This window comes from Serinicoccus kebangsaanensis (genome assembly GCF_008919445.1).
Taxonomy (GTDB): domain Bacteria; phylum Actinomycetota; class Actinomycetes; order Actinomycetales; family Dermatophilaceae; genus Ornithinicoccus; species Ornithinicoccus kebangsaanensis.
The window spans coordinates 60,043-84,053 of sequence record NZ_VSLG01000008.1 but is presented as its reverse complement, the minus strand read 5'-3'; the positions used below and the strand labels follow the sequence as shown (position 1 = coordinate 84,053).

Sequence of the window (24,011 nt, the reverse complement as noted above, 5' to 3'; positions counted from 1 at the left end):
GAGCCTCAGCGGCTGCGGCTCCTGGACCGCAGGTAGGCGCTGGCGATGCCCTGGCCGATCCGTGCCGCGGTGACCGGGCTGTTCGCGCGCTCGAGCACCCGGAGCGCCTTGCGCCGGTGCCCGACGCCGACGTAGGCCATCGCCATCAGCCGTCGCTCGCCGGTCGACAACGTGCGCGTGGCGGCCTCCTGCTCGAGGACGCGCAGGGCGGTGGCGGGACTGCCACCCCGCAGGTGCTCGCGGGCACGGACGGCTGGGTCGCCGGTGGGGATCTGCGTGCTCAGGTCCTCCTGCCGGCGCAGGTCCCGCACGAGCTCGTTCTTCTCGGCGTCGGTGAGGTAGTCCAGCCAGGCATACTCGAGCTCGTCGAAGACGTCGTGGTCACCGGTGACCTCCCAGGGCTTCTTGCCGACGTAGTGCAGGATCTTGACGTCGTCGTCGTGGAACAGCGCCGGGTGGTGCGCGGCCATCCGCTTGGTGGTGTTGTACTCGAGCGGGAGGGCACGCCACCGGTCGAAGAAGACGTTGAGGAAGCCCTGGTCGCCGCCGTCGTAGGAGGTGATCTCCGAGAGGCGACCCATCATCTGCTCGAAGAGGGTCCGCGACGGGGTGAAGGCGAAGACGCCGCTGTTGAAGGTCCGCCCGTTGGGCAGGTTGATCCCGGCATCCGGCACGGCGGCGAAGTCGTCACCCTCGAAGAGCTCGTCGATCGGTGCGCGCACGACCGCGTCGCTGTCGACGTAGACGGCGCGGTCGAGGAAGTCGAGTCGGAAGACGTGCAGCTTGGTGTAGGTCGCGGCGAACCGGGACTGCATCTTCTGCCGCCGCCGCCGGGAGGGGCTCAGGGCGGGGTTGAGGATCGGGGGGACGTCCAGGGTGAGGATGCCGCTCGCGGCCAGGGCGGCCTTGTCCGCCCCCGGGGTGCACAGGGCGATGAGCGGAACGTCGGAGACCCGGCGGAGCGAGTTCGCCAGGGCGCGCGCCCCGTGGTGGTATGCCCCGGACACGACCGTGACGTAGGCGCACCGCCGCCCGTCGATCTCCTTCCACCGGGGTCCGGGGACGGCCGGGATGGTGATGGGCTCCTGCTCGTCGACCATGGGGACCTGCGGTTCGGAGGTCTCCTTGGTCAGCCCGACGACGGAGCCCTCGGCGGGCTCGAGCACCGGGCGGTCGTCCAGGTCGGTCGCCGGCGGGACGTAGAGGTGCAACGTGTCGGACTGGCTGACCGAGCGGACCCGGGCGTCCGGGTACTCGGCGAGACAGGCACGCAGGAAGGCGATGTCGGTGTCCAGCCCGTGCGCGGCCTCGTAGCCGGGTGCCAGGTCCTTGGCCATCAGGCCGCGTTCCACGACCTCCGGGATGGTGTAGCCGTACCGCGCGTCCTTGGACTCGTAGAGGTCCAGCCCGGCGAGGTAGATCTCCCGGAAGCCGACGCCCAGGCCGAAGGCCAGGGCCTGCATCCCGGTGGTGGGGAGCCCAGGTCGGCTCATGAAGTGCCGGGCCAGCCTCGGGTTGCGCGCCGGCATGCTCCAGGAGTCGAGCTCGGTGACCTGGACCCTCGGGTCGAGGCCGTAGCCCTCGCCGTCGCGCTGGGAGGCCAGGCGCATCGGGGTGAGGATGCGACGCACGTCGTACCGACCGGTGCGGATCTCCTCCTGTAACATCCGCTCGAGCGTCTCGTTCGGCACGGCGCTGAACCACGCGTCCACGCGGTCGCCGAAGTGGTAGTTGCTCTCGAGGAAGAACCAGTTCATCCGGATCACCACGGCGTCCGCCGGGATGCGCCGGTAGGGCGGCATGGCCGAGGACGGGCCGTTGCCGACGACCAGCAGCGGGCGGTGGACCTCGTCGGCGAAGGAGGCGATCTCGCGGGCACCGACCTCCTGGCTCAGAGGCACGCTGCGCATGGTCGCCATGGAGTACTCCTGTCGAGTGGAGATGACTGTCCCGAGCGGGGCAGGCCCATCGTGGCACACGGGCAGCGGCGAGCGGACCTTCCCTGACCGGCGCGTGGCTAGGCTGGAGCCCCGCTCCCGAACGTCACCCGAGGTGAGTCATGTCTGCACCCGCAGCGCTGGTCGTGATCCCCGCCCGAGGCGGTTCGGTCGGGGTGCCCCTCAAGAACCTGCAGCGGGTGGACGGTATGTCGCTGGTCGGCCGGGCGGTCCAGGCCGCGACCTCCGCGCCGTCGGTGCTGGCGACGGTCGTGTCGACCGACCACGACCAGATCGCGGCCGAGGCCCGCGCCCGGGGGGCGATCGTGGTGGAGCGGCCCGCCGACATCGCGGGCAGCACGGCGTCCTCCGAGTCGGCCCTGCTGCACGTGCTGGACCTGGTGGAGCAGGGCGGCGTGCCCGGGCTCGGCCCGGCCCTTCCCCCGGTCACCGTCCTGGTCCAGGCCACCTCCCCGTTCATCGACGCCGCCGACCTGGACGCCGCGGTGCGCCGGGTCCTCGCCGGGGAGCACGACACGGTGGTGGCGGTGGCGCCGACGCACGACTTCCAGTGGCGGCTGGACGGGGAGGAGGCGAGCCCGGTCGGCCACCGGACGACGCACCGCCCGCGCCGGCAGGAGCGCGCGCCGCACTTCCGCGAGACGGGCGCCTTCTACGCCATGCGGACCGAGGGGTTCCGCCGGGGCCGGGTGCGCTTCTTCGGCACCGTCGGGCTGCAGCCGGTCGCGCCGGAGTGGGCCGTCGAGATCGACGAGCCCCGGGACCTGTGGTGGGCGCGACAGCTCGTCGGGCAGCCCACGGACGACGCGCTCCGCGCGGGCTCGGACGGCGCAGGCTCGGACGGGCAGGTGGGTCACGCCATCGACGTGGACGCCCTCGTGACCGACTTCGACGGGGTGCACACCGACGACCGAGCCGTCCTGGGGCAGGACGGCTCCGAGAGCGTGCGGGTCCACCGGGGCGACGGGATGGGGGTGGCCAGGCTGCGTCGGGCCGGTGTGCCGATCCTCATCCTCTCCACCGAGGTGAACCCGGTGGTGGCGGCCCGCGCCGCCAAGCTGTCGGTCGAGGTGCAGCACGGGGTCGAGGACAAGGTGGTCGCGCTCCGGGCCTGGCTCGGTGAGCACCACCTGGACCCCGACCGGGTCGCCTACGTCGGCAACGACGTCAACGACCTCGGGGCGATGGGCGTCGTCGGCTGGCCGATCGCGGTGGCCGACGCCCGCCCCGAGGTGCTGGACGCCGCCCGGGTGGTGCTGGGTCGCGGTGGCGGCGACGGTGCCGTCCGGGAGGTCTGCGAGCGGATACTCGCCGCACGCGCCGGCTAGCGCACTGCGCCGTTCATCCGAATTTAGGCGACCCGACATGTCGGATCCGCCGTCCGTGCATGTCGCTGTCCTTGGCTGACGGTGACCTCAGGAAGCACTCGACACAAGGACGGGCGATGACGGCAACCCCCACCCAGCTCCGCACGGTGCCGGTCGGTGCCCACGCGGTCGGCCTGGACCAGCCGGTCTACGTGATCGGCGAGATCGGCATCAACCACAACGGCGACGTCGGCATCGCCAAGCAGCTCATCGACGTGGCGGTCGACGCCGGCGCCCAGGCGGTCAAGTTCCAGAAGCGGACACCGGAGATCTCGACCCCGAAGGACCAGCGGGACACGATCCGCCAGACGCCGTGGGGGGAGATGACCTACCTCGACTACAAGTACCGGGTCGAGTTCGAGCAGGCCGAGTACGCCGAGATCGACGCCTACTGCCGCGAGCGCGGCATCCAGTGGTTCGCCTCCCCGTGGGACGTCCCCTCGGTCGCGTTCCTCGAGTCCTTCGACGTGCCGACGCACAAGGTCGCGTCCGCGTCGGTCACCGACCACGAGCTGCTGCGCGCCCTGCGCGACACCGGGAAGCCGATCATCTGCTCCACCGGGATGTCGACGCTCCCGCAGATCGACCAGGCCGTGGACATCCTGGGCCCGGAGCGGCTGGTGCTGCTGCACGCCACCTCCACCTACCCGCTGCCGGCGGAGGAGGCCAACCTGCGCGCGATCCACACGTTGCGCGAGCGGTACGGCGTGCCGGTCGGCTACTCCGGGCACGAGACCGGGCTGCAGATCTCGCTCGCCGCCGTCGCCCTCGGCGCCGTTGCGGTCGAGCGGCACATCACCCTGGACCGGGCGATGTGGGGCTCGGACCACTCCGCGTCGCTCGAGCCGAGGGGTCTGGCGACCCTGGTGCGGGACATCCGCATCCTCGAGCAGGCCATGGGCGACGGCGAGAAGATCGTCATGCCCGGGGAGGAGGCCCCGATGTCCCGCCTCCGTCGCGTCAGCTGACCGGTCGCCGTCGGGCGAGCCGGCTGCCGAGCGCGAGCGGGACGCCCGCGCGGAGCCTGGCCCGTGCATAGGTCGGCCACGAGGCCGGCGCCAGGGCCGTCGGTCCGGGCAGCCCGCCGGTCGCGCGCCGGTCGCCGAGCTGCTGGAGCAGCCGGGGGACCTCGGACGGGTCGTGGTGCAGGTAGTTGGCCTGCGCCCAGTCCGCATCCAGACGGGGGCCGCCCGAGGCCAGCAGCTCGGGGATCTCGGCGAGTCCGGCCAGGCAACCGCTGCCGACGAAGGCGGCGTTGAGCAGGTCGTCGGACACGCCGAAGTCGTCCACCACCACGGTCGGCAGTCCCAGCGCCATCGACTCCAGGGCGGCCGTGGAGCTGACCGTCACCAGCGCGCTCGTCGGTGTCAGCCAGTCGGCCATGGGTCCGGTCGCGAAGTGCAGCACGTCGCTGCGGTGTCCCGTCGTGGCGTGCTCCTGCTCCCACAAGCGGTTGAGCGGGTATGCCTCGTTGTGCGTCTGGCGCTCGCCGTCGGCGACGCGGAGCTTCACCACGACCTCGTAGCCCGCCTCGCCGAGCCGTGCCAGTCCCTCCAGCAGGGCGATCCGCTGGGCCCGGGACGTCGGCACCAGCGACTGGGCGGCGAAGACGACCCGCGCTGGCGCGCCGTCGCGCGGCAGGGGGGCGGGTGCCAGGAAGGGCAGCCGGGTGCAGGCGATGCGGGGGGTCGCTCCGACCGCGGCGAAGGCCTGGCGGTATGCCGCTCGTTCCCGGTGGCTGTGCACGAGGAAGGCGTCGCACCAGCGACGCCGGGTGACGCCGAGGGGTGTCGCCGGCAGCGCCATCCCCGGAAGGCCGGTCACCAGGGCCGGGCGGTCCCGGGTCCCGGCGGCCGCCACGACGTGACGGGCCACGACCTCCGCGGTCGGCCCGGTCGTGGCGACGAGCACGACGTCCGGGCGTCCCTGCCGCACCCGCCGACGCAGCCCTCCCACCGACACCAGGCTGGGCCGCGCCACCCGCGCCCCGTGGGTCGCGGTGCGCATCTGCCCCGTGGAGGGGGCGACCGGGGTGCGGAGCACCAGCAGCTCGCCGTCGACGGCCGGGTCGGCCGCCGTCGCTGCCGACACGGTGGCGGCGGCCCACTTGAGGTAGGCGTCGCTGTCGGCGACGGCGAGGACCCTCACGGAGCCCGCTCGCAGCTCGGGTCCTCCCGCGGTGCGGCGTCGCCCCTCCCGCGGGAGGCGTCGGCGCGGGCCCGCTCGGTCAGCTCGAGGATGCTGGACAGGTGCCGGCGCAGCTCCGGGCTGGCCGCGGAGGTCCACCAGGAGTCCGGCACGGGCCGCGGCCGCACCTGTGCGCCGTCGCCGAGGATGGTGGTCAGCAGCAGGGCGGAGGTCGAGGGGAGGGACCGGACGGTGTGGGTGCGGGAGAGGCCACGGAGCCGGATCTCGACGGGGCCGCGCGGTTCGTCGACGGTGACCCCCGGATGGGTGCGCAGGGCGTCCAGGACGTCCGGGCTGTTGCGGCGGTGCGGGATGTAGCGGATCGGTGACCTGGCGGCGAGGCCCTGGACCCACCGCACGTAGTCGTCGGGGTCGATCAGCTGGTCGGCGACCATGCCGGAGCCCACGACGACGACGGGCTCGGGCGGTGGTGGTGGTGCGGTGCGGCTCCGCAACCACCCGAACGCGTTCCGTTCGATGTGCACCCCCAGGCCGCGCAGGTCCGCCTCGACCGTCGGCTCCAGCGGGAGGGCCGTGAAGAGGACCAGTCTCCCGGAGCGGGCGAAGCGCCGCAGCTGCTGCCCGGTGCGTGCGCCGAGGACGGCCCGGAGCGCGTGCGAGCGTTGTCTGGTCCGCACCAGCGGACGTCTCGTCGTGAGCCGGCGCACGAGGTCCAGCGTCGACAGACCGTCGTCGACGATGATCAGCTGCGCCGGCGGCCGCAGGGCGAGCCGGGACTGCGCCGTCCCGGAGAAGGCGTCGCCGACCACCCGGGGCCCGCGCGGTCGTGGAGGGGTCGGGAGACGGCCGCCCGCCCGGACCTGGACGCCGGGGGGCAGGGTGAGCTCGACGAGAGAGGCCGACGCCGCCTCCAGCGAGGGGACGTCGGAGCGGGTCGCGAGGTCCAGGCCCAGCGGGGTCAGGCCTGCGGCATGGGCCTCCACCGAGCACAGCAGCTGCAGCGGGGACTCGACGATGGCGCGGGAGACGGCGGGTCCGTCGCCGGGTCGGGGAGGTCGCCGCACGTTGCCCACGGCAGCGATTCTTCCACGGCACGGACCGGGGCAGGTGGGGGCAGGAGGTGGGGTCGGCGGCCTCGACATACGCTGGTCGCATGGCGACTGCGCTGGTGACCGGGGCCTCGGCGGGGCTGGGCAAGGAGTATGCCGTGCAGCTCGCGGGGCGCGGCCACGACCTGGTGCTCGTGGCGCGGGACCGGGGCCGGCTCGACCTGCTCGCCGAGGAGCTCTCTGAGCGGTACGGCTCCCGGGTCGAGGTCCTGGTGGCCGACCTGTCCGACCGGGCCGCGACGGGGCGCGTGGCCGACCGGCTCGCCGACCCGGAGCGGCCGGTCGACCTGCTCGTCAACAACGCCGGGTTCGGCTCCCGGCGCGGCTTCGTGCGGGGCGACCTGGCGGAGGAGGAGGCCGCGCTCGAGGTGATGGTGCGGGCCGTCATGGTGCTGTCGCACGCCGCCGCCGGTGCCATGCGAGCCCGGGGACGTGGGGCGATCCTCAACGTCTCGTCGGTCGCCTCCTATGCCGTGATGGGCCACTACTCGGCGATCAAGGCCTACGTCACCGTCTTCACCGAGGCGCTCGCCACGGAGCTGGCGCCGCACGGGGTCACCGCCACCGCCGTGTGCCCCGGCTTCGTGCACACCGAGTTCCACCAGCGCGCCGAGATGAACATGTCCAGGCTGCCCGACGCCCTCTGGCTCGACGCCGGTGACGTCGTGCGGTCCAGCCTCGACGACGTCGCACGGGGACGGGTCGTCTCGGTGCCGTCGTGGACCTACAAGGCCGTGGTGGGGGTGCTGCGGGCCGCGCCACGAGGGCTGACCCGCACGGTGGCCGGCTCGCTCGCCGCGCGGCGCCGCTCACCGCACCGGCCGGGATGAACCGCCGGGCGCGGCTGGCCGCCGTGCTCGTGGTGCTCCTGGTGAGCGCCGGAGCCCTGGTGTGGCAGGGCAGCCACCGACAGCTCACGCTGCACCAGGAGGGCGTGACCCGGGACGCCTGGGGCAGGCTCGTCCCGGTGGCCGTGGGACGCAGCGCCGACGGGTGGCTGCCGTTGTCGGCGGACGGCGAGACCATCCCCCTGGAGGTGTCCGTGCTGGCGGCCCGGGCCGCGGGTCGTCAGGCCTGGCTCGGCTCGGGCTGGCAGCCGGACCCCGCCGACCCGCACGCGCCGATGGTGCGGGCGGCCCTGCGGGACCTGCACACCCTCGGCGCTCCCCACGGGTCGGCTCCGGGCGCCGTCCTGGCGGGGGCCTCCCCGGCGTGGCAGTTCGTCTGGCCGCGGGACGCCTCCTTCGTCGCCGTGGCCCTGGCCCGCACCGGGCACGAGCAGGACGCCCTGACCACGATGCTGCTCCTGCAGGAGCTGCAGGCGCCGGACGGGTCGATGCAGGCGCGCTACCTGCCGATCGGTGACGGCAGCGTCCCGGACGACCGGCCGGTCCAGGAGGACGGCCCGGGGTGGGCGCTGTGGGCGGCGCGGGAGGTGGTCGACGCCGGCGTGCCGGGCGCGGAGCCGGCGGGCGGGCCAGAGCGGCTGCTGGCCCCGCTGATCACCCGGTCGGCCGCACGGCTGCTCGACCGCATCGATGCCGGGACCGGCCTGCCCGAGCCGTCCCCGGACTACTGGGAGCGACCGGAGGAGCGGGTGACCCTCGGCATCGCCGCGACGTCGCTGATGGGGCTGGAGGCCGCGGCCGACCTCGACGCGCGCGGCCTGGTGGACCCTGCCGCCTGGCGTGCCGCGGGGGTCGACCCCGGCGAGCTCACGACGGCCGCCGCGGCGCTGCGGCGACAGATCGAGACCGACTTCGGTCCAGGCTTCGGGCGGTATGCCGGCGGTCGCCCGGATGCGGCCGTCACCTTCCTGCTGCCTCCCTTCGTCGACGAGCCGGTCCGCGGGGCCGACGGCGCCCGGTTGCGGTCGCAGGCTGCGCAGCTGCGGCCGGCGGGAGGAGTCGCGCCGGGCGCCGGGTGGCGCAACGACGGTGTGTCATGGACGCCGGAGACCGCGCTCCAGGCGCTCGCCGCCGCGCACAACGGCCATCCGGCCGAGGCGCAGCGGTGGCTCACCTGGCTGGACGAGCACCGCACCCCGGCCGGTGCCCTGCCGGAGAAGGTCCTGCACGACGGTGACCCGGCGGCGGTGGCGCCCCTGGCGTGGACGGCCGCGCTCGTCGTGCTGACCACCGGGCCTCGCGGCGCTGGTGGGGAGTGAGCCGTCGGCCCGCATAGGCTGCGGCCATGACCACCGCACGCGACCGTCTGCTCGAGCTCATCACCGACCTCGCCGTCGTGCACGGCAGGGTCACCCTCTCGTCGGGGGCGGAGGCGGACTACTACGTCGACCTTCGGCGGGTCACCCTGCACGGTGAGGCGGCCCCCCTGGTCGGGCAGGTCATGCTCGACCTCATCGGCGATCTGGACGTCGACGCGGTCGGGGGCCTGACCATGGGGGCGGACCCGGTGGCCGCGGCGCTGCTGCATGCGGCCGCGGCCGGCGACCGCGGCCCGCTGGACGCCTTCGTCGTCCGCAAGAGCGAGAAGGCGCACGGCCTGCAGCAGCGGATCGAGGGGCCCTCGGTGGCGGGGCGTCGGGTGGTGGTGGTGGAGGACACCTCGACCACGGGCAACTCACCGCTGACCGCCGTCGAGGCCGTCCGCGCGGCGGGTGCCGAGGTCGTGGCCGTCGCGGTCATCGTCGACCGGGACAGCGGTGCCCGGGAGCGGGTCGAGGAGCAGGGCCTGACCTACCTGGCCGCCTTCGGGCTCGGTGACCTGGGGCTCTGAGCCCGGTAGACGCCACGAGGGCCCGCCACCGACCGGTGGCCGGCCCTCGCGGTGATGCGCTCAGCGCTGGCGCCGGTCCCAGTGCGCGAAGCCGGCGGCGCGGGCTGCCTCCTCGCTCTCGAACCACACCTCGGCGCGCACCCCGTCGTAGCTGGGGGACTCCGGCGTGTGGAAGAGCATCGAGCCGGCGTTGCCCTTGATCGCCCAACCGGCCGGCCCGGTGCCGTCCTCGAGCGGCTCGGCCGAGCCGGCGCCGTAGATCGACTCCGCGAACACGGGCGCCTCGGCCTCGGCGGCCGGGGTGGTCGGGGCCACCGGCGCCTCCGTCTCGGCGCCCGCCGGGGCCACGGTCTCGTCGACCTCCTCGGTGCCGGCCGGCGCGACGGTCGCCTCCGTGTCCGCCGGGTCTGCAGGCGGAGCGGGGACGGCCGCGTCGTCGCCCCCGTCGGCCCAGGTCTGGGCCGGCTCGTCCTGCAGGTCCGGCTCGGTGCCGGTCGCGGTCGCCTGGTCGGACCAGGTCTGACCCTGCTGGTCGTCGGTGACGGGGGCGGCTGCCGTGGGCGTGCTCTCCTCGGTCCACGAGGCATCCGTGCCGGTCGCCGTGCCCCGCTCGGTCCACGTCTGGGCCTGCTGGTCCTCGACCACGGGCTCCGACCCGGTGGACGTGCCCTCGTCGGTCCAGGAGCGGCTCTGGCCGTCCAGGTCCGAGGCCGTGTCGTCGCTCCAGCGCTGGTCGGCGTGCCGTTCCTCGGTCACCGGCGTGTCCGTGGCGCCCGTGTGCTCGTCCGCCGCCGGGGGCGTGTCCGGCAGCGTGCCCTGCTCCGGCTGCGCGTACCGCCCTGCGTCGGACTCCTCCACGACGACCGCCTCGCCCTCGTCGGCGCGGTAGGTCGTCGACGAGTCGCCCACGGGGAACTCGTCGGACGTCTCGCCCTGGGCATCCAGCACCTCGTCCGCGGTGAGCGGCTCGGCGGAGGCGGCGTCGGTCGTCTCCGGCTCCGCCGAGGGTGCCTGGTCCTCCATCGGGAGCGGCTCCTCGCTGGCGCCGGCCGTGAACTCCTCGTCGGAGAGGGCGTGCACGCCGTCGGTCGGCTCGGCCGTGGTCGTGGCCTCCTCGCTCACCGCTCCCGCCGGGGTGGCTGCCGCCTCGGTGGCCGGATCTGCCGGCGCCTCCGAGCCGGCCTCGTCCTCCTGGCTGCCCACGACGGCGGCACCACCGGCGGCGCCCACCGCGCCGATGGCTGCGGCCTCCCGCCACCGACCGGGGTCGTCCTCGTCCACGTCGTCGGCGGCCGTGCCCTCGTCGACCCGGGACTCCGCGGCGAAGTCCTCCGTCGCGGGTGCGGTCTCGCCCGACGCGGTCCCCGTGCCGACGCCGTCGTCGACGGTCTCGCCGGCCGGGGGCGCCTGGTCGGGGTAGGTGTCGGTGGCCCCGGTGTCCGCCGGGGCGGGGTCGTCGACCTCGGCAGCCGGCGGGGGTGGTGCGGTGTCGTAGCGCGACTCGACGGGCGGCGGGGACTCACCGCTGTCCGTGGAGGGGCCAGGTCCGGCGCCGATACCCTCGTCGTGGGTTCCAGGCTCGGTCACCGGCTGGTGGCTCTCGGTCCCTCCGACCGGCTCGCCGACGGGCGCGGGCCCGGTCTGCCCTGGAGAGGGCCTCGTCGGGTCGTAGCCGGTCGTCGACCCGGCCTCGGCCTCGGCCCCGCTCAGGCCGCCGTGGTCCGGCCCGTCCAGTCGTCCCTGATCCCGGGCGTCGAGGGCGGCAGCACCGTCGTCACCGGGACGGCGCAGCAACCAGAAGACGACGACGCCGATGAGGAGCAGCAGCAGGATCAGCATGATCCAGGTGGTGGGGCTGTCCATCGTGGTCCCTCCGTTCGGCGGCCCGGGCGGGCCGCATATCGGTTCTCTGCGGGCTGAGTGCCCGCGACCGATCCCTACCGTAGTGCGAAACCTGCAGGTCGGCCATGGGAAGGACGCGGGGAACTGCCACACTCGTGCGGGTGAGCGAGTCGACCGAACCGGCGGTGGGAGTCGGGCCGTGGCCCGGCGAGTGGCCGCAGGACGGGCGGGGAGATCTGCCCCGTCACCTCGACCCCGAGCTGCTGGCCGAGGGTGACCGGCGCAACGTCGTCGACCGCTTCCGCTACTGGCGGCACGAGGCGATCGTGGACGAGCTGGCGACCCGGCGGCACGGCTTCCACGTGGCGGTCGAGAACTGGGGGCACGACTTCAACATCGGTTCGGTGGTGCGCACCGCGAACGCGTTCAACACCGCGGGGGTGCACATCGTGGGTCGGCGCCGGTGGAACCGCCGCGGGGCGATGGTCACCGACAGGTACCTCGCCGAGCGGCACCACCCGGATGTCGCTGCCCTGCTGGCCTGGGCCCGGGGACAGGACCTCCCGGTCCTCGGTGTCGACAACGTGCCCGGGTCGGTGCCGCTGGAGGGGTATGCCGTCCCCCGGGACTGCGTGCTGCTCCTGGGTCAGGAGGGGCCCGGGCTCAGCGCCGAGGCGGTCGCCGGGTGCCGGGACGTGCTCGCCATCACGCAGTACGGCTCCACCCGCTCGCTCAACGCCGGGGCGGCCGCCGCGATCGTGATGTACCACTGGGCGCTCCAGCACGCCGGCCGCCTGACACCATGACCTGCATGCACCGACGCCTGACCGCCGACCTGTCCGCCACCGTCACCAGCCCTGTCGAGGCCACCCTCGGCGTCGGCGTGGCCGCACAGGTCAGCCGCGACGACGAGCAGCTCACGGTCACGCTGGACGGCGACCCGGTCGAGGTCCAGGACGTCCTCGACGAGGCGTCCGGGACCCGTTGGCAGGTGCTGCGCGACGTCGGTCCGGGACGGCTCTCGGTGAGCTACTCGGCGGGCGTGCGCGACGGCGGGGCCAGCGGCCCGGTGCGCCCGCTGGACCGGATCCACTACGTCCGCCCGAGCCGCTACGTCGACCTGGACCGGCTGGAGGCCGTGGCCCGGGCCGAGGTGGGGGACGTCGTCGGGGAGCAGGGGGTGCTGGACGTCGCCTCCTGGGTGCACGACCACGTGGCCTACGTCATCGGGTCCTCGGTGGTGACCGACGGCGCCAGCGACACCTACCTGGCGCGGCGCGGGGTGTGCCGCGACTTCGCGCACCTGACGCTGGCGCTGCTGCGGGCCCGCGGCATACCCGCCCGTCTCGTCGCCTGCTACGCGCCCGGGCTCTCCCCGATGGACTTCCACGCGGTCGTCGAGGCGGCGGTGGGTGACCGCTGGGTCGTCGTCGACCCGACCCGCCTGGCGCCCCGGCAGGGGCTGGTGCGGATCAGCGCCGGGGCGGACGCCAGCGAGACGTCCTTCCTCACCGTGCACTCCGGCGGCATGACCTTCCACAGCCTGCACGTGTCCGCGACGGTGGACGGCGACCTGCCCATCGACGACCACCTCTCGACGGTGGCCATCGGCTGAGCGGGCCCTCAGGCGCGCAGGGCGGTCAGCTCCACCTCGACGAACATCGAGCTGCTCTTGGTGCCGGTGTAGATGCCGCGCAGCGGCGGGACGTCGCCGTACTCCCGCCCACGGGCGACCTCCACGTGCCGGCCGCCGGGCTGGATCGCGTTGGTCGGGTCCATGCCGACCCACTCGCCGTCCCACCAGCGCACCCAGGCGTGCGACTCACCGGTGTAGGGCGTCCCGGTCTCCGGCTCCGGGGCCGGCAGGAGGTAGCCGCTGACGTAGCAGGCCGGGATGCCCACGGCCCGCAGGCACCCGATGGTGAGGTTCGACATGTCCTGGCAGACGCCGGAGCGGTTGGCCCAGGCCTCGGAGGCGCGGGTGTGCACCCCGGTGGACCCGGAGACGTACTCCATCTCGTCGTGGATCAGCTCGACGACCTCCCGTGCGCAGGCGCTCGGTGTGGCGCTGCGGCCGGCGATCTCCTGCACCCGGTCCTTGAGCTCCTCCGGCGGCTCGACCATGGGGGAGGTCAGGAGGTACTCGCTCAGGTCGTCGAAGACCTCCGAGCTGCGGATGTCCTCCCAGCTGATGCCGTCCCCCGACACCTCGGGACGTTGGACGTCGACCGTGGCGGACGCCGTGACGGCGAGCCGCGGGTGCGGCTCGTGCACCTCGAACTGGGTCACGGTCGTGCCCCAGTAGTCGGTGTAGGTGTTGGTCCACGCCGTCGGCGCGATGTCGACCTTCGTGTGCAGCACGGCCTGGTGCAGGGTCGACCGGGGTGACATGCGCGCCTCGTTGAACGAGTGCGACGCCATCCCGGCGTACTCGTAGCCCGTGCGGTGGACGATCCGCAGCAGCATCAGCGCACCCCCGCCCGCCAGACGGACTGACCTGCGCCGTCGAAGTAGTGCGTGGACACCGCGTCGTTGACCGCGCTGCAGGTGCGCTGCAGCCGGCTCATCCGCTCGGGCAGGTTGGCCATCGTCTCCTCCAGCGATCCGAACTCGAGCTCCGCGCGGGCACGTCCCAGCGCCCGCACCGCCTCCCCGGTGACCGCGGTGCGTCGCCCCGCGGTCCCGGCCTCCAGCTCTCCGAGGGCCTCCTCGGCGCCCTGCAACGACACCAGCACGGAGCGTGGGAAGAGCTGGTTCAGCAGCAGGAACTCGGCGGCCTGCGCGTCCGTCGCCGCGCCACGGTAGGCCCGGATGAACGCGTGGTGGGCACCGCAGGCGCGCAGGGTCTGGGTCCAGGCATACGGGCTGTCGGCGTTGTAGGCGGCCGACTCGATGATGCGCGAGGTCATGTCCACCCGCTCCAGCTGCCGCCCGAGCATCATGTACTGCCAGCCCTCGTCGTGCGTCATCGTCGCGTCGGCGAGGCCGCCGACCACGGCGCACCGCTCACGGACGAGCTGGCAGGCCCGGTGCGCGGGCACGTGCTGCAGGCGGTTGCCGCGCATCATGTTCCACGTGGTGTTGATGGCCTCCCACATCTCGAGCGAGACCGTCTCCCGGGAGCGGCGCGCACTCTCCCGCGCGCCGTAGAACGCGGCGACCATGGAGGTCATCGACGTCTCGTCCCACCCGAGGAGCTGCAGCACGGTCTGGTGGTCGGGGCTGGCCTCGTCGTCGATCCCCATCACCCGCAGCAGCACCTCGCTGGTGGCCTCCTCGTCGACGACGGGGTCCTCCAGCAGCAGGGTCAGGTGCACCTCGAGCAGCCGGGAGGTGTCCTCGGCCCGCTCCAGGTAGCGGCCGATCCAGAAGAGCGACTCGGCGATCCGGCTCAGCATCCCGCACCTGCCTCGCTCGTCCCGCCCTGTTGTTGCTGTTGCTGCTCCTGCTCCGCCGGCTCGGCCTCGGAGCGCTTCAGCGCCACCTGTGGTGCGGTGCCGATCTGCACCTGCCGCTGGGCGCGCGGCTCGACCCGGGTGCGACGCCCGTCACCGGAGAGCACCCAGGTGTCCTTGGAGCCGCCACCGCGGCTGGAGTTGACGATCAGCTCTCCCTCGCCGAGGGCGACGCGGGTGAGGCCGCCGGGCAGCACCCAGACCTTCTCGCCGTCGTTGATCGCGAACGGGCGCAGGTCCACGTGCCGCGGCCGCAGCCCGTCGTCGACCATCGTCGGCACGGTGGAGAGCTGGACCACCGGCTGGGCGATCCAGCCGCGCGGCGAGGCGGTGACCGTTCGCCGGAGCTGGTCCAGCTCGTCCTTGCTGGCCTGGGGGCCGATGACGATGCCCTTGCCGCCGGAGCCGTCCACCGGCTTCAGCACCAGCTCGTCCAGGCGGTCCAGGACCTCCTCGCGGTGGCCCGGGTCCTCCAGCCGCCAGGTGTCGACGTTGGGCAGGATCGGCTCCTCGCCCAGGTAGTAGCGGATGATGTCCGGGACGTAGGAGTACATCAGCTTGTCGTCCGCGACCCCGTTGCCCACGGCGTTGGCGATGGTGACGTTGCCGGCGCGGGCCGCGTTGAGGATGCCCGGGCAGCCGAGGACGGAGTCGTTGCGGAAGGCCACCGGGTCCAGGAAGTCGTCGTCCACCCGGCGGTAGATCACGTGCACCGGCTGCAGCCCGTGGGTGGTGCGCATCATCACCCGCCCGCCCTGGGTGACCAGGTCGCGCCCCTCCACCAGGCGGCAGCCCATGAGCCGGGCGAGCAGCGAGTGCTCGAAGTAGGCCGAGTTGTAGGGGCCCGGGGTGAGCACGACCACCTCGGGGTCGGTGATGCCGGACGGTGCGGCGGCGCGCAGCGCCCGCAGCAGCCGGCTGGGGTATGCCGCCACCGGGCGGATCCGGTGGGTCCCCACGACCTCGGGCAGGGTCGAGGTCATGGCCCGGCGGTTGGTGAGGACGTAGGACACCCCGCTGGGGATCCGGACGTTGTCCTCCAGGACGCGGAAGGTGCCGTCGCCGTCCCGGATGAGGTCGATGCCGGAGACGTGGACGCGCACCCCGTTGAGCGGCTGGATGTCGAAGGCCACCCGGTGGTAGTGGCTGGAGGTGGTGACGATGTGGCGCGGCAGCACCCGGTCGGTGATGATCTGCATCGGGCCGTAGATGTCGGCGAGGAAGGCCTCGAGCGCGGTGACCCGTTGCGCCACCCCTGCCTCCACGTGCGACCAGGTGTCGGCGTCGATCACCCGCGGCACGATGTCGAGGGGGAAGGGACGCTCCTCGCCCTCGTAGTCGAAGGTCACGCCCTGGTCGTGATAGCTCTTGCTGACGTACTCCCCGCGGTTGCGGACGTCCTCCAGGCCGAAGTCCTCGAACTGCCGGGTGATCTGGTCGTAGCCCGGCCGCACGGCGCCCTCGGCGCTCACGGTCTCGTCGAAGATGGACGGCGTGGTCGGGTAGTCGGTGAACGCGCCAGTCATGTCGGCAACCCTAGTGGCCGCCCTCCACGCCCGCAGGCCCGCCCCGCCCGGTCCGGCTCCCTGTGGAAGCATGGGCGGTGACCTGACGTCATCCCCGCGTCCCCAGGAGGAGCCCATGCCCATCGCCACCCCCGAGGTCTATGCCGACATGATCGACCGGGCCAAGGAAGGCAACTACGCCTACCCGGCGATCAACGTCAGCAGCAGCCAGACCCTGAACGCCGCGATCAAGGGGTTCGCCGACGCCGGGTCGGACGGCATCGTCCAGGTCTCCACCGGTGGTGCGGAGTACTGGTCCGGCCAGGGGGTCAAGGAGATGGTGACCGGGTCGCTGGCGTTCAGCGCCTTCGCCCACGAGGTCGCCAAGAAGTACGACGTCAACATCGCGCTGCACACCGACCACTGCCCGAAGGACAAGCTGGACGGCTTCGTCCGCCCGCTGCTGGCGGCCTCCGTGGAGCGGGTGAGCAACGGCGGTCTGCCCTACTTCCAGTCGCACATGTGGGACGGCTCCGCGGTCCCGCTGGACGAGAACCTGCAGATCGCCGAGGAGCTGCTGGAGCAGTGCCGGGCCGCGAAGATCATCCTGGAGGTCGAGATCGGCGTGGTCGGCGGCGAGGAGGACGGCGTCGCCAACGAGATCAACGACCAGCTCTACACCACCCCCGAGGACGCCGTCGCGACCGTGCGGGCCCTGGGCTCCGGGGAGAAGGGCCGCTACCTGGCGGCACTGACCTTCGGCAACGTGCACGGGGTCTACAAGCCGGGCAACGTCAAGCTGCGCCCGGAGATCCTGCAGACCGCGCAGGAGGCCGCGGCGGAGGCGCTGGGGTCCGACGCCGACAGCCGCCCGTTCGACCTGGTCTTCCACGGCGGGTCCGGGTCCACCCGGCAGGAGATCTCGGACGCCGTCGACTACGGCGTGGTCAAGATGAACATCGACACCGACACGCAGTACGCCTTCACCCGCCCGGTGGCCGGCTTCATGCTGAGCAACTACGAGGGGGTGCTCAAGGTCGACGGCGAGGTCGGCAACAAGAAGCAGTACGACCCGAGGTCCTGGGGCAAGGTCGCCGAGGAGGCGATGTCGGCCAGGGTGGTCGAGGCCTGCGAGAACCTCCGCTCCGCGGGGACCCACCAGTGACCTCCGGGTCCGGCGACCTCCTGGGCATCCCGGCGACCGAGCTGCCCGAGGACCCTGCCGCCCGCGCCCTGGTCGAGGGCGACCCGAGAGCGGTCGCGGCGGCATACCCGACCTCGTGCCTGGCGTGGGCGATGCTGGCCGAGGACGCCCTGCACGAGGGTGACGACGTGGCGGCGTATGCCTATGCCCGCACCGGGTACCACCGTGGCCTGGACCAGCTGCGCCGTGCGGGGTGGCGTGGGCAGGGTCCCGTCCCCTGGGAGCACGAGCCGAACCGAGGGTTCCTGCGGGCGCTGGCGGCGCTGGCCACGGCGGCCGGTCGGATCGGGGAGACCGAGGAGCAGCACCGCTGCACCGAGTTCCTCCGCGCCTCGTCCGCGACAGGTGCGCGCGAGCTCGGTCTCTGAGGAGTCCCCGGGGACAGTGCGAGCGGCGCCCGGGTCCGTGACCGCCCCGGGTGCCGCCCGCTCCCCATGACGTCGGAGCGATCGCGTCCCCTGACGTGCGGTCCGACGACGTCATCCAACCACGTGTGCCGACGTGGCGCTGTCAAAAGGCTGCCACTGGCCGTATCCTGCCATAGGTGAATGCTCAACCAGGATCCGTGGGTCTCACCGAGGCGGCGGAGCTGCTCTACCGCCACGTGCTGCGCTCCACGCCCCGGCCGCTGGCCGACCACGCCGAGGCGCTGGGGTGGCCGATCAGGCAGACCGAGCAGGTGGTGCGCGACCTGGAGCGGATGCGGCTGGCCGCACGGGGCGCGGACGGCACGGTCAAGGTCGACGACCCGCGGGCCAGCATCGGCCGGCTGCTCGACTCCGAGGAGGCCGACCTGGACGAGCGTCGGCGCCGGCTGCTGACGCTGCGGGAGTCGCTGGAGGGCTTCGAGTCCGACTACCGCCGCGGGCTGCAGCTGTCCGGTCCGCGGGTCCCGCCGTGGGAGGAGGTCTCCCCGACCGAGGCACCCGCGGTGGTGGAGCACCTCTACCGCACCTCGCGGGGTCCGATCATGCAGGTGACCGCGAGGATCTCGACCGGCCCCGGCCACGAGGACGCCGTGCGGCGGCAGTGGGAGGGCGCGGCCAGTGCCGGCCGGGAGCTGCGCGCGATCTTCCCGCTGTCGGTGCTCACCGACCCGCAGTGGCACGCGTTCGCCCAGGACCGGGCCCGGGCGGGGGAGCAGCAGCGCTACCTCGCCGACGACGCCATCAGGGTCGAGTTCGGCGTCTTCGGCCGGTCCGGGGTGATCCTGGCGGAGTCCGGCGCCGACGAGGACTTCCTGCTGCTGCGCCCACCCACCATCATCGACGCCTACACCACCCTCTTCGACGAGCTCTGGCGCCGGGCCGAGCCACTGATGCTGCGGGACGCGTCCGCGCAGGACGTCAAGCTGCTGGAGCTGCTCTCCCTCGGGTTCAAGGACGAGGCGATCGCCCGGCACATGAGCCTGGGGCTGCGCACGGTGCGCCGGCGGATCGCGGCCCTGATGGAGGAGCACGGCGCGGACACCCGCTTCCAGCTGGGACTGGCGGTCAGCCGCCGCGGGCTGGTCGACTGAACGGTGGTCGGTGCCGGCCCCCGGCGTCGATAGAGTGAGGGGTCAGTTGAGCGAGGGAGAGGAAGGCACCCCATGCCCGCGATCGTCCTGGTCGGCGCCCAGTGGGGAGACGAGGGGAAAGGCAAGGCGACCGATCTCCTCGGCTCGGACATCGACTACGTCGTGAAGTTCAACGGGGGCAACAACGCCGGCCACACGGTCGTCATCGGGGACCAGAAGTATGCCCTCCACCTCCTCCCCAGCGGCATCCTGTCGCCCGGGTGCACGCCGGTCATCGGCAACGGCGTGGTCATCGACCTGGCAGTGCTCATCGAGGAGCTGGACGGGCTGCAGGCGCGGGGCATCGACACCTCGCTGCTGCGGATCAGCGCCAGCGCCCACGTCATCCCGCCCTACAACCGGGTCCTGGACAAGGTGACCGAGCGGTTCCTCGGCACGCGGCGGATCGGCACCACCGGTCGCGGGATCGGGCCGACCTACGCGGACAAGATGAGCCGGGTGGGCATCCGGGTGCAGGACCTCTACGACGAGTCCATCCTGCGGCAGAAGGTGGAGGCCGCCCTCGACGTGAAGAACCAGCTGCTGCTCAAGATCTACAACCGCCGGGCGGTCGAGGTCGACGAGGTGATGGAGGAGCTGCTGCGCCACGCCGAACGCATCCGCCCGATGGTGACCGACACGGTCCTGGAGCTGGGCGAGGCCCTGGATGCCGGCAAGACCGTGCTCTTCGAGGCCGGCCAGGCGACGCTGCTGGACGTGGACCACGGCACCTACCCCTTCGTGACCTCCTCGAACGCCACCGCCGGGGGCGCGTGCACCGGGTCCGGCGTGCCGCCGACCCGGATCGACCGCGTCATCGGGGTGTTCAAGGCCTACACCACCAGGGTCGGCGAGGGGCCCTTCCCGACCGAGCTGGACGACGAGCACGGCGAGCACCTGCGCGAGGTGGGGGCCGAGTTCGGCACCACCACCGGCCGCCCGCGCCGGTGCGGCTGGGCCGACGTGGTCATCGGGCGCTACGCCCGCCGGGTGAACGGCCTCACCGACGTCGTGCTGACCAAGCTGGACGTGCTCACCGGGCTGGAGACGATCCCGGTGTGCGTCGGCTACGACGTGCAGGGGGAACGCTTCGACGAGATGCCGGTCAACCAGTCCGACCTGCACCACGCCCGGCCGGTCTACGAGGAGCTGCCGGGCTGGACCGAGGACATCACCGGTGCGCGACGGTTCAGCGACCTCCCGCTCGCGGCGCAGCGCTACGTCGAGCGGCTCGAGGAGCTCATCGGCGCCCGGATCTCGGTCATCGGCATCGGCCCCGGTCGCGACGAGGTCATCGTCCGCCACGACCTGCTCGGCCGGGACGAGGCCGCCGTCGCCTGAGGCACCCGGCGACGGGGTGCGACCGGCACGTCGCACCGCTGACGCCTCGGAGCGTCCAGGCATACCCTGTGCCTCATGGATGTGACGGTCGCCACGATCTTCGACGCGCCGCGACCGCTCGTGGCCGCCGTGGCGGGCGACCCGGACCAGGCGATGCGGTGGTACTCCAACATCCGCTCGGTCCGCTGGGAGGCTGACCCGTGCGTCGAGGAGGGGGCACGGGTCGACTTCGTCGCGCGGTTCCTCGGTCGCGAGCTGGCCTACACCTACGAGATCGTCGACCTGGTGCCCGACGAGCGGCTGGTGATGCGCACCGACGACGGGCCGTTCCCGATGGAGACGACCTACACCTGGTGGGACGAGGACGAGGCGGAGGGGCGTGCGCGGACCGGGATGAGCGTGCGCAACGCGGGGCGGCCGAAGGCGATGACCACCCTCGCCTCCGGGGCCGTGACCCTGGGCATGAAACGCGCGATGCGCCGCGACCTGGAGCGGCTGCGGCTGGTGCTGCGCGAGGAGCAGGACGCGGCCGGGGGCCGCTCGTGAGCTCGTGAGCCCTCACACCCCGACCGGCCGCACGGTTTGCGTCGACCGGCCGCACGGTTTGCGTCGACCGGCCGCACGGTCTGCGTCGACCGGCCGCACGGTCTGCGCCGATGAGTGGAGCCGCTGGCGGGGGTCCCACCCCTGAGGACACGACCGGGACGAGGTATGCGCATGGAGACGTGGTCGCGCGACGAGCTGTGGAAGGCGGTCGCCACCGAGCGGTCTCGGCTGGCCGACGACCTGGCCGGGCTGGCGCCGGCGGACTGGGACCGCCCGTCGCTGTGCGGTGAGTGGACCGTCCGCGAGGTCGTGGCTCACCTCACCGCGGCGGCCAGCGTCGGTCGGCTGCGCTGGCTGACCAGCGTGCTCGCGGCCCGGTTCGACTTCGACCTGCACAACCGGCGGCGCCTGGCCGAGCACCTCGGCACGGGTGCGGCCGACACCCTGGCGCGGTTCCAGGCCGTGAGGACCCGCACCACCGCCGCGTCCGGGCACACCCCGGCCTGGCTGGGGGAGGTGGTCGTGCACGGCCAGGACGTCCGCCATCCGCTCGGCCTGGCGACCCGGCCCGATCCCGCGGCCGTGGCGCAGGTGGCGCAGTTCTTCGCCGGTCGGGACTTCACCGTCCCGAGCAAGACCCTCGTGGCCGGGCTGCGGCTGGAGGCCACGGACAGCGACCTCGCCGTCGGTGACGGGCCGGAAGTGGTGGGCTCGACGCTGGCGCTGACCATGGCCATGGCCGGGCGTCCGGCCTTCCTTCCCGAGCTGACCGGAGCGGGGCTGCCGGTGCTTGCCGAGCGGCTGGGCGCCGGCCCCCCTGGTGACGGACCGACCACGGGATAGCACGACCCTCATCGGGAAGTATGCCGATGAGGGTCGTGCTATCCCGACGTCGGTCCGCTCCTTGGGTCAGGCGGGCAGGTCCGCCGTCAGGCGGGGCAGGGCGCGCTGCACCGGCCCGGGCAGGGGAGGGGCGAAGGGCTCCACCACGACGCTCTCGCCAGCCCGACCCGGCCGCTTCCACGTCCCGAGTGCCTTCCCGGCGCGCACCAGGGTGGCGCGGAAGACGCCGTTGCCACCCGGCACCACGGCGGCCTCCTCGGCCTGGGTGAGCACGGCGCGACGGTCGCCGTAGCCGAGGACCAGCTCGTCGAACCCCGGCAGGAGGAGCGGCCGCGCGGTGGCGCGGCGGGCCGCGGCGTAGGTATCCAGGACGGCGGGGTCGACCCAGTGCTCGGTCCCGTCGACCAGGATGGCTTCGAGCACGTCCGTCTCCGTGCGCAGCTGGTCCAGCACCGGCGCGACGTCCCGCTTCAGCAGCTTGGTCCACCACAGGAAGTCGGCCACCGGGACCGGGCCGTGGCTGCGGGCATACCGGGTCAGCCACTCGGCCACCGCGGTGTCGCGGTCCAGCCGACGCGGCGAGGCGATCCACTCGTCAGTGAGCACGAAGCGCTGCTCCTTGCCCACCGTGGGTCCCTGGCAGAGGAGGCCGCGGACCGCGAGGTGGAAGATCGAGTGGTAGCCGCGTCCGCCCTCCGTGCTGTGGCCGGCCTGCTCCCAGGCGGCCAGCAGCTCGGCCCGGGTCAGCCCGTCGCCGCGCAGCACGTCGAGCGCGACCGCCTCCGCCCGGGCGAGGTCGCGGTCGCCCAGGCCCAGCTGCTCCCGACGCCTCGTGGTCTCGCGCAGGACCTTGGGCCCGGTGAGCCCCAGCATCCAGCCGAGGTCCTCCGCGGGGACGACGAAGAGCGTGCCGCGCATCGGCCAGCTCCGCACGATCTGGCCCGCGTCGTAGGTGGCACGGACCTGGTCCAGCCGGCGCGACTGCGTGCGCAGCGCGATCGACGTGGTGGATCCGGGGTAGTCCTGGCCCTGGACGCAGGTCAGGTGGCGGACCACGTCGGTGGGTGTCGGCAACGGGTCGACGAGCCGGTGCGACAGCAGCCGCATCCGGGCGACGTCGTCGGGGGTCCAGCGAGCATCAGCCCTGCGGGAGGGGCTCACGGCGGGGAGCCCGCGTCGCGGGCCGCTGCCGCCGCCCGGCCCAGCCAGGCCGGTGCGTCGCCGTAGCGCTGCGGCGGCACCAGCGCTCCGGCGGCGCAGTCCTGGACCAGCTGCTGCAGCCGGGAGGCTCGGGTGGCCTCGCGCTTCGCGCCGGTCAGCCAGCTGATGACGGTCTTCCGGTAGCCCGGGGTGGCCGCCTCCCAGAACGCCCAGGCCGCGGGGTCGGCGCGCAGCGCGGCCAGCTGCTCGGGCTCCAGCTCCGCGGTGCCCTGCTCGAAGGAGTAGACACCCGTGCGCTCGGGGGTGCGCGCCTCGAAGGCGGCGATCCCGGCCGGCCGCATGAGGCCCTCGGCGGTCAACCGCTCCACGTGCGCGACGTTGACCGCGCTCCAGATGCTGCCCCTGCGACGCGGGGTCCACCGCTGTCGGCGGGAGTCCTCGTCGATCCGTTGGCTCACCGAGTCGATCCACCCGAAGCACAGCGCCTGCGGCACCGCCTCCGCCCAGGTGAGCCCGCGCGGCTCGACGTGCTTCTTGCGCAGGCCCATCCAGAGCTCGTCGGCGCTCTCGTGGTGCTGCTCCAGCCAGGCGCGGAAGTCCTCCGGGCCGTCGAAGAAGAGGGCCGGCCGCTCCGGGGTGCCGCCCTCGTGCCGGCCCACCTCAGTCGCCACCGAAGGTGAAGCGGGTGCAGTCCGTGGGGAAGGAGAACCACGCCAGCGCCCGCTGCGGCGTGATCACCCGCAGTCCACCCCCGTCCTGGCCCGACCACGAGTCCGGGCCGGGGGAGTAGCCGGAGTCGGCATACTTGCCGAAGGCCTCGGACAGCCGTGCCCCGAGCTCGTCGGGGTCCGCCCGGGTGGCGCGCGACTCTCCCTCGACGATGACCACCTCGGTGCCGCTCTCCAGGGTCAGCGTGACCGCCGGGTTGCGCTCCACGTTGCGGGTATGCCGGGTGGTGGGGGCGCCGTCGTACCAGAACCTGCCCTCCAGCCACACGCCCCAGCGGGGCACGGAGTGCGGGCGCCCGTCCGGTCGCACGCTGGCCAGCCAGTAGTGCTGGGCGTCGCGCAGCCTCGGCTCGACCTGGTCCCAGGTGAGCTGGCCCTGCGCGGTCTCTGGGACGCCGTAGCCGTCCGGGAAGGTCGGCCGACCGGGCTGCGGGCTGCTCGGGGAGTCCATGGACCGACGGTAGCGCCGACCACCCACAGACCCCTGTGCAGCGCGCCTGCGGTCGT

The 24,011-nt window shown here is 73.3% G+C and carries 23 protein-coding genes; 13 read left to right on the top strand and 10 right to left on the bottom strand.

The window, feature by feature from the left end:
* Positions 1-5 precede the first annotated feature (5 nt).
* On the bottom strand, positions 6-1,901 hold the full coding sequence (locus tag FXF60_RS10045; RefSeq protein WP_202879605.1) for a glycosyltransferase: 1,896 nt from the start codon (positions 1,899-1,901) through the stop codon (positions 6-8).
* A 158-nt stretch (positions 1,902-2,059) separates the two neighbouring features.
* On the opposite strand from FXF60_RS10045, the gene FXF60_RS10040 reads away from it, so the two are divergent.
* Together FXF60_RS10040 and FXF60_RS10035 are read left to right on the top strand one after the other, a co-directional pair.
* The gene (locus tag FXF60_RS10040) at positions 2,060-3,286 is read left to right on the top strand and encodes an acylneuraminate cytidylyltransferase (protein WP_151525839.1); all 1,227 of its coding nucleotides are present in this window, start codon (positions 2,060-2,062) and stop codon (positions 3,284-3,286) included.
* A gap of 116 nt (positions 3,287-3,402) precedes the next feature.
* Positions 3,403-4,293 (top strand): N-acetylneuraminate synthase family protein, encoded by an 891-nt coding sequence (locus tag FXF60_RS10035; protein WP_151525838.1) that lies wholly within the window; start codon positions 3,403-3,405, stop codon positions 4,291-4,293.
* Here FXF60_RS10035 and FXF60_RS10030 read toward each other — a convergent pair.
* Positions 4,286-5,473 (bottom strand): DUF6716 putative glycosyltransferase, encoded by a 1,188-nt coding sequence (locus tag FXF60_RS10030; RefSeq protein WP_151525837.1) that lies wholly within the window; start codon positions 5,471-5,473, stop codon positions 4,286-4,288. The genes FXF60_RS10035 and FXF60_RS10030 overlap by 8 nt on opposite strands.
* On the bottom strand, positions 5,470-6,546 hold the full coding sequence (locus FXF60_RS10025; protein WP_151525836.1) for a hypothetical protein: 1,077 nt from the start codon (positions 6,544-6,546) through the stop codon (positions 5,470-5,472). Before FXF60_RS10025 ends, FXF60_RS10030 begins: the two co-directional genes overlap by 4 nt.
* A gap of 80 nt (positions 6,547-6,626) precedes the next feature.
* Here FXF60_RS10025 and FXF60_RS10020 point away from each other — a divergent pair, with 80 nt between their 5' ends.
* Genes FXF60_RS10020 through pyrE form a run of 3 tightly spaced genes read left to right on the top strand, consistent with a single transcriptional unit; the run spans position 6,627 to position 9,321 of the window.
* The gene (locus tag FXF60_RS10020) at positions 6,627-7,412 is read left to right on the top strand and encodes an SDR family NAD(P)-dependent oxidoreductase (protein ID WP_151525835.1); all 786 of its coding nucleotides are present in this window, start codon (positions 6,627-6,629) and stop codon (positions 7,410-7,412) included.
* Entirely contained in the window at positions 7,409-8,749 is a 1,341-nt protein-coding gene (locus FXF60_RS10015; RefSeq protein ID WP_151525834.1) for a glycoside hydrolase family 15 protein, read from the top strand. Before FXF60_RS10020 ends, FXF60_RS10015 begins: the two co-directional genes overlap by 4 nt.
* 26 nt (positions 8,750-8,775) lie before the next feature.
* Complete coding sequence (pyrE, locus tag FXF60_RS10010; RefSeq protein ID WP_151525833.1) at positions 8,776-9,321, top strand: orotate phosphoribosyltransferase; 546 nt, start codon at positions 8,776-8,778, stop codon at positions 9,319-9,321.
* A 60-nt stretch (positions 9,322-9,381) separates the two neighbouring features.
* Here pyrE and FXF60_RS10005 read toward each other — a convergent pair whose 3' ends face one another.
* The gene (locus tag FXF60_RS10005; protein ID WP_151525832.1) at positions 9,382-11,184 is read right to left on the bottom strand and encodes a sunset domain-containing protein; all 1,803 of its coding nucleotides are present in this window, start codon (positions 11,182-11,184) and stop codon (positions 9,382-9,384) included.
* A gap of 104 nt (positions 11,185-11,288) precedes the next feature.
* Here FXF60_RS10005 and FXF60_RS10000 point away from each other — a divergent pair, with 104 nt between their 5' ends.
* Together FXF60_RS10000 and FXF60_RS09995 are read left to right on the top strand one after the other, a co-directional pair.
* Positions 11,289-11,969: a TrmH family RNA methyltransferase gene (locus FXF60_RS10000; RefSeq protein WP_151525831.1), complete on the top strand. Its 681-nt coding sequence runs from the start codon at positions 11,289-11,291 to the stop codon at positions 11,967-11,969.
* Positions 11,970-11,974: 5 nt separating this feature from the next.
* Entirely contained in the window at positions 11,975-12,778 is an 804-nt protein-coding gene (locus tag FXF60_RS09995; RefSeq protein WP_151525830.1) for a transglutaminase-like domain-containing protein, read from the top strand.
* Between the two features lie 8 nt (positions 12,779-12,786).
* Here the strand turns inward: FXF60_RS09995 and FXF60_RS09990 are convergent, their stop codons facing one another.
* The 3 genes from FXF60_RS09990 to FXF60_RS09980 are packed head-to-tail and all read right to left on the bottom strand — an operon-like array spanning position 12,787 to position 16,144.
* Positions 12,787-13,629, bottom strand: coding sequence for a transglutaminase family protein (locus FXF60_RS09990; protein WP_151525829.1), 843 nt, complete (start codon positions 13,627-13,629; stop codon positions 12,787-12,789).
* On the bottom strand, positions 13,629-14,561 hold the full coding sequence (locus FXF60_RS09985; RefSeq protein WP_151525828.1) for an alpha-E domain-containing protein: 933 nt from the start codon (positions 14,559-14,561) through the stop codon (positions 13,629-13,631). Before FXF60_RS09985 ends, FXF60_RS09990 begins: the two co-directional genes overlap by 1 nt.
* Positions 14,555-16,144 carry a circularly permuted type 2 ATP-grasp protein gene (locus FXF60_RS09980; RefSeq protein WP_151525827.1) on the bottom strand — a complete coding sequence of 530 codons (1,590 nt, stop codon included), beginning with the start codon at positions 16,142-16,144 and terminating at the stop codon, positions 14,555-14,557. Before FXF60_RS09980 ends, FXF60_RS09985 begins: the two co-directional genes overlap by 7 nt.
* Positions 16,145-16,259: 115 nt before the next feature.
* Between FXF60_RS09980 and fbaA the strand changes: the two genes are divergently transcribed.
* The 6 genes from fbaA (at position 16,260) to FXF60_RS09950 (ending at position 21,615) form a co-directional block, all read left to right on the top strand.
* On the top strand, positions 16,260-17,288 hold the full coding sequence (gene fbaA, locus FXF60_RS09975; RefSeq protein ID WP_151525826.1) for a class II fructose-bisphosphate aldolase: 1,029 nt from the start codon (positions 16,260-16,262) through the stop codon (positions 17,286-17,288).
* Positions 17,285-17,695 (top strand): DUF3151 domain-containing protein, encoded by a 411-nt coding sequence (locus FXF60_RS09970; protein ID WP_151525825.1) that lies wholly within the window; start codon positions 17,285-17,287, stop codon positions 17,693-17,695. Before fbaA ends, FXF60_RS09970 begins: the two co-directional genes overlap by 4 nt.
* A 176-nt stretch (positions 17,696-17,871) precedes the next feature.
* Positions 17,872-18,846, top strand: a complete 975-nt coding sequence (locus FXF60_RS09965; RefSeq protein WP_151525824.1) for a helix-turn-helix transcriptional regulator — start codon at positions 17,872-17,874, stop codon at positions 18,844-18,846.
* 72 nt (positions 18,847-18,918) lie between these two features.
* Positions 18,919-20,226 (top strand): adenylosuccinate synthase, encoded by a 1,308-nt coding sequence (locus FXF60_RS09960; protein WP_151525823.1) that lies wholly within the window; start codon positions 18,919-18,921, stop codon positions 20,224-20,226.
* 75 nt (positions 20,227-20,301) lie between these two features.
* Complete coding sequence (locus FXF60_RS09955; protein WP_151525822.1) at positions 20,302-20,772, top strand: SRPBCC family protein; 471 nt, start codon at positions 20,302-20,304, stop codon at positions 20,770-20,772.
* A 165-nt stretch (positions 20,773-20,937) separates the two neighbouring features.
* Positions 20,938-21,615, top strand: coding sequence for a maleylpyruvate isomerase family mycothiol-dependent enzyme (locus tag FXF60_RS09950; protein ID WP_238335800.1), 678 nt, complete (start codon positions 20,938-20,940; stop codon positions 21,613-21,615).
* A 66-nt stretch (positions 21,616-21,681) separates the two neighbouring features.
* Here FXF60_RS09950 and FXF60_RS09945 read toward each other — a convergent pair whose 3' ends face one another.
* The 3 genes from FXF60_RS09945 to FXF60_RS09935 are packed head-to-tail and all read right to left on the bottom strand — an operon-like array spanning position 21,682 to position 23,955.
* Positions 21,682-22,776 carry a winged helix DNA-binding domain-containing protein gene (locus tag FXF60_RS09945; protein ID WP_151525820.1) on the bottom strand — a complete coding sequence of 365 codons (1,095 nt, stop codon included), beginning with the start codon at positions 22,774-22,776 and terminating at the stop codon, positions 21,682-21,684.
* Positions 22,773-23,447 (bottom strand): YdeI/OmpD-associated family protein, encoded by a 675-nt coding sequence (locus FXF60_RS09940; RefSeq protein ID WP_238335799.1) that lies wholly within the window; start codon positions 23,445-23,447, stop codon positions 22,773-22,775. The genes FXF60_RS09945 and FXF60_RS09940 overlap by 4 nt, the downstream gene beginning before the upstream one ends.
* Positions 23,437-23,955 carry a pyridoxamine 5'-phosphate oxidase family protein gene (locus FXF60_RS09935; protein WP_151525819.1) on the bottom strand — a complete coding sequence of 173 codons (519 nt, stop codon included), beginning with the start codon at positions 23,953-23,955 and terminating at the stop codon, positions 23,437-23,439. Before FXF60_RS09935 ends, FXF60_RS09940 begins: the two co-directional genes overlap by 11 nt.
* Positions 23,956-24,011: the final 56 nt, after the last annotated feature.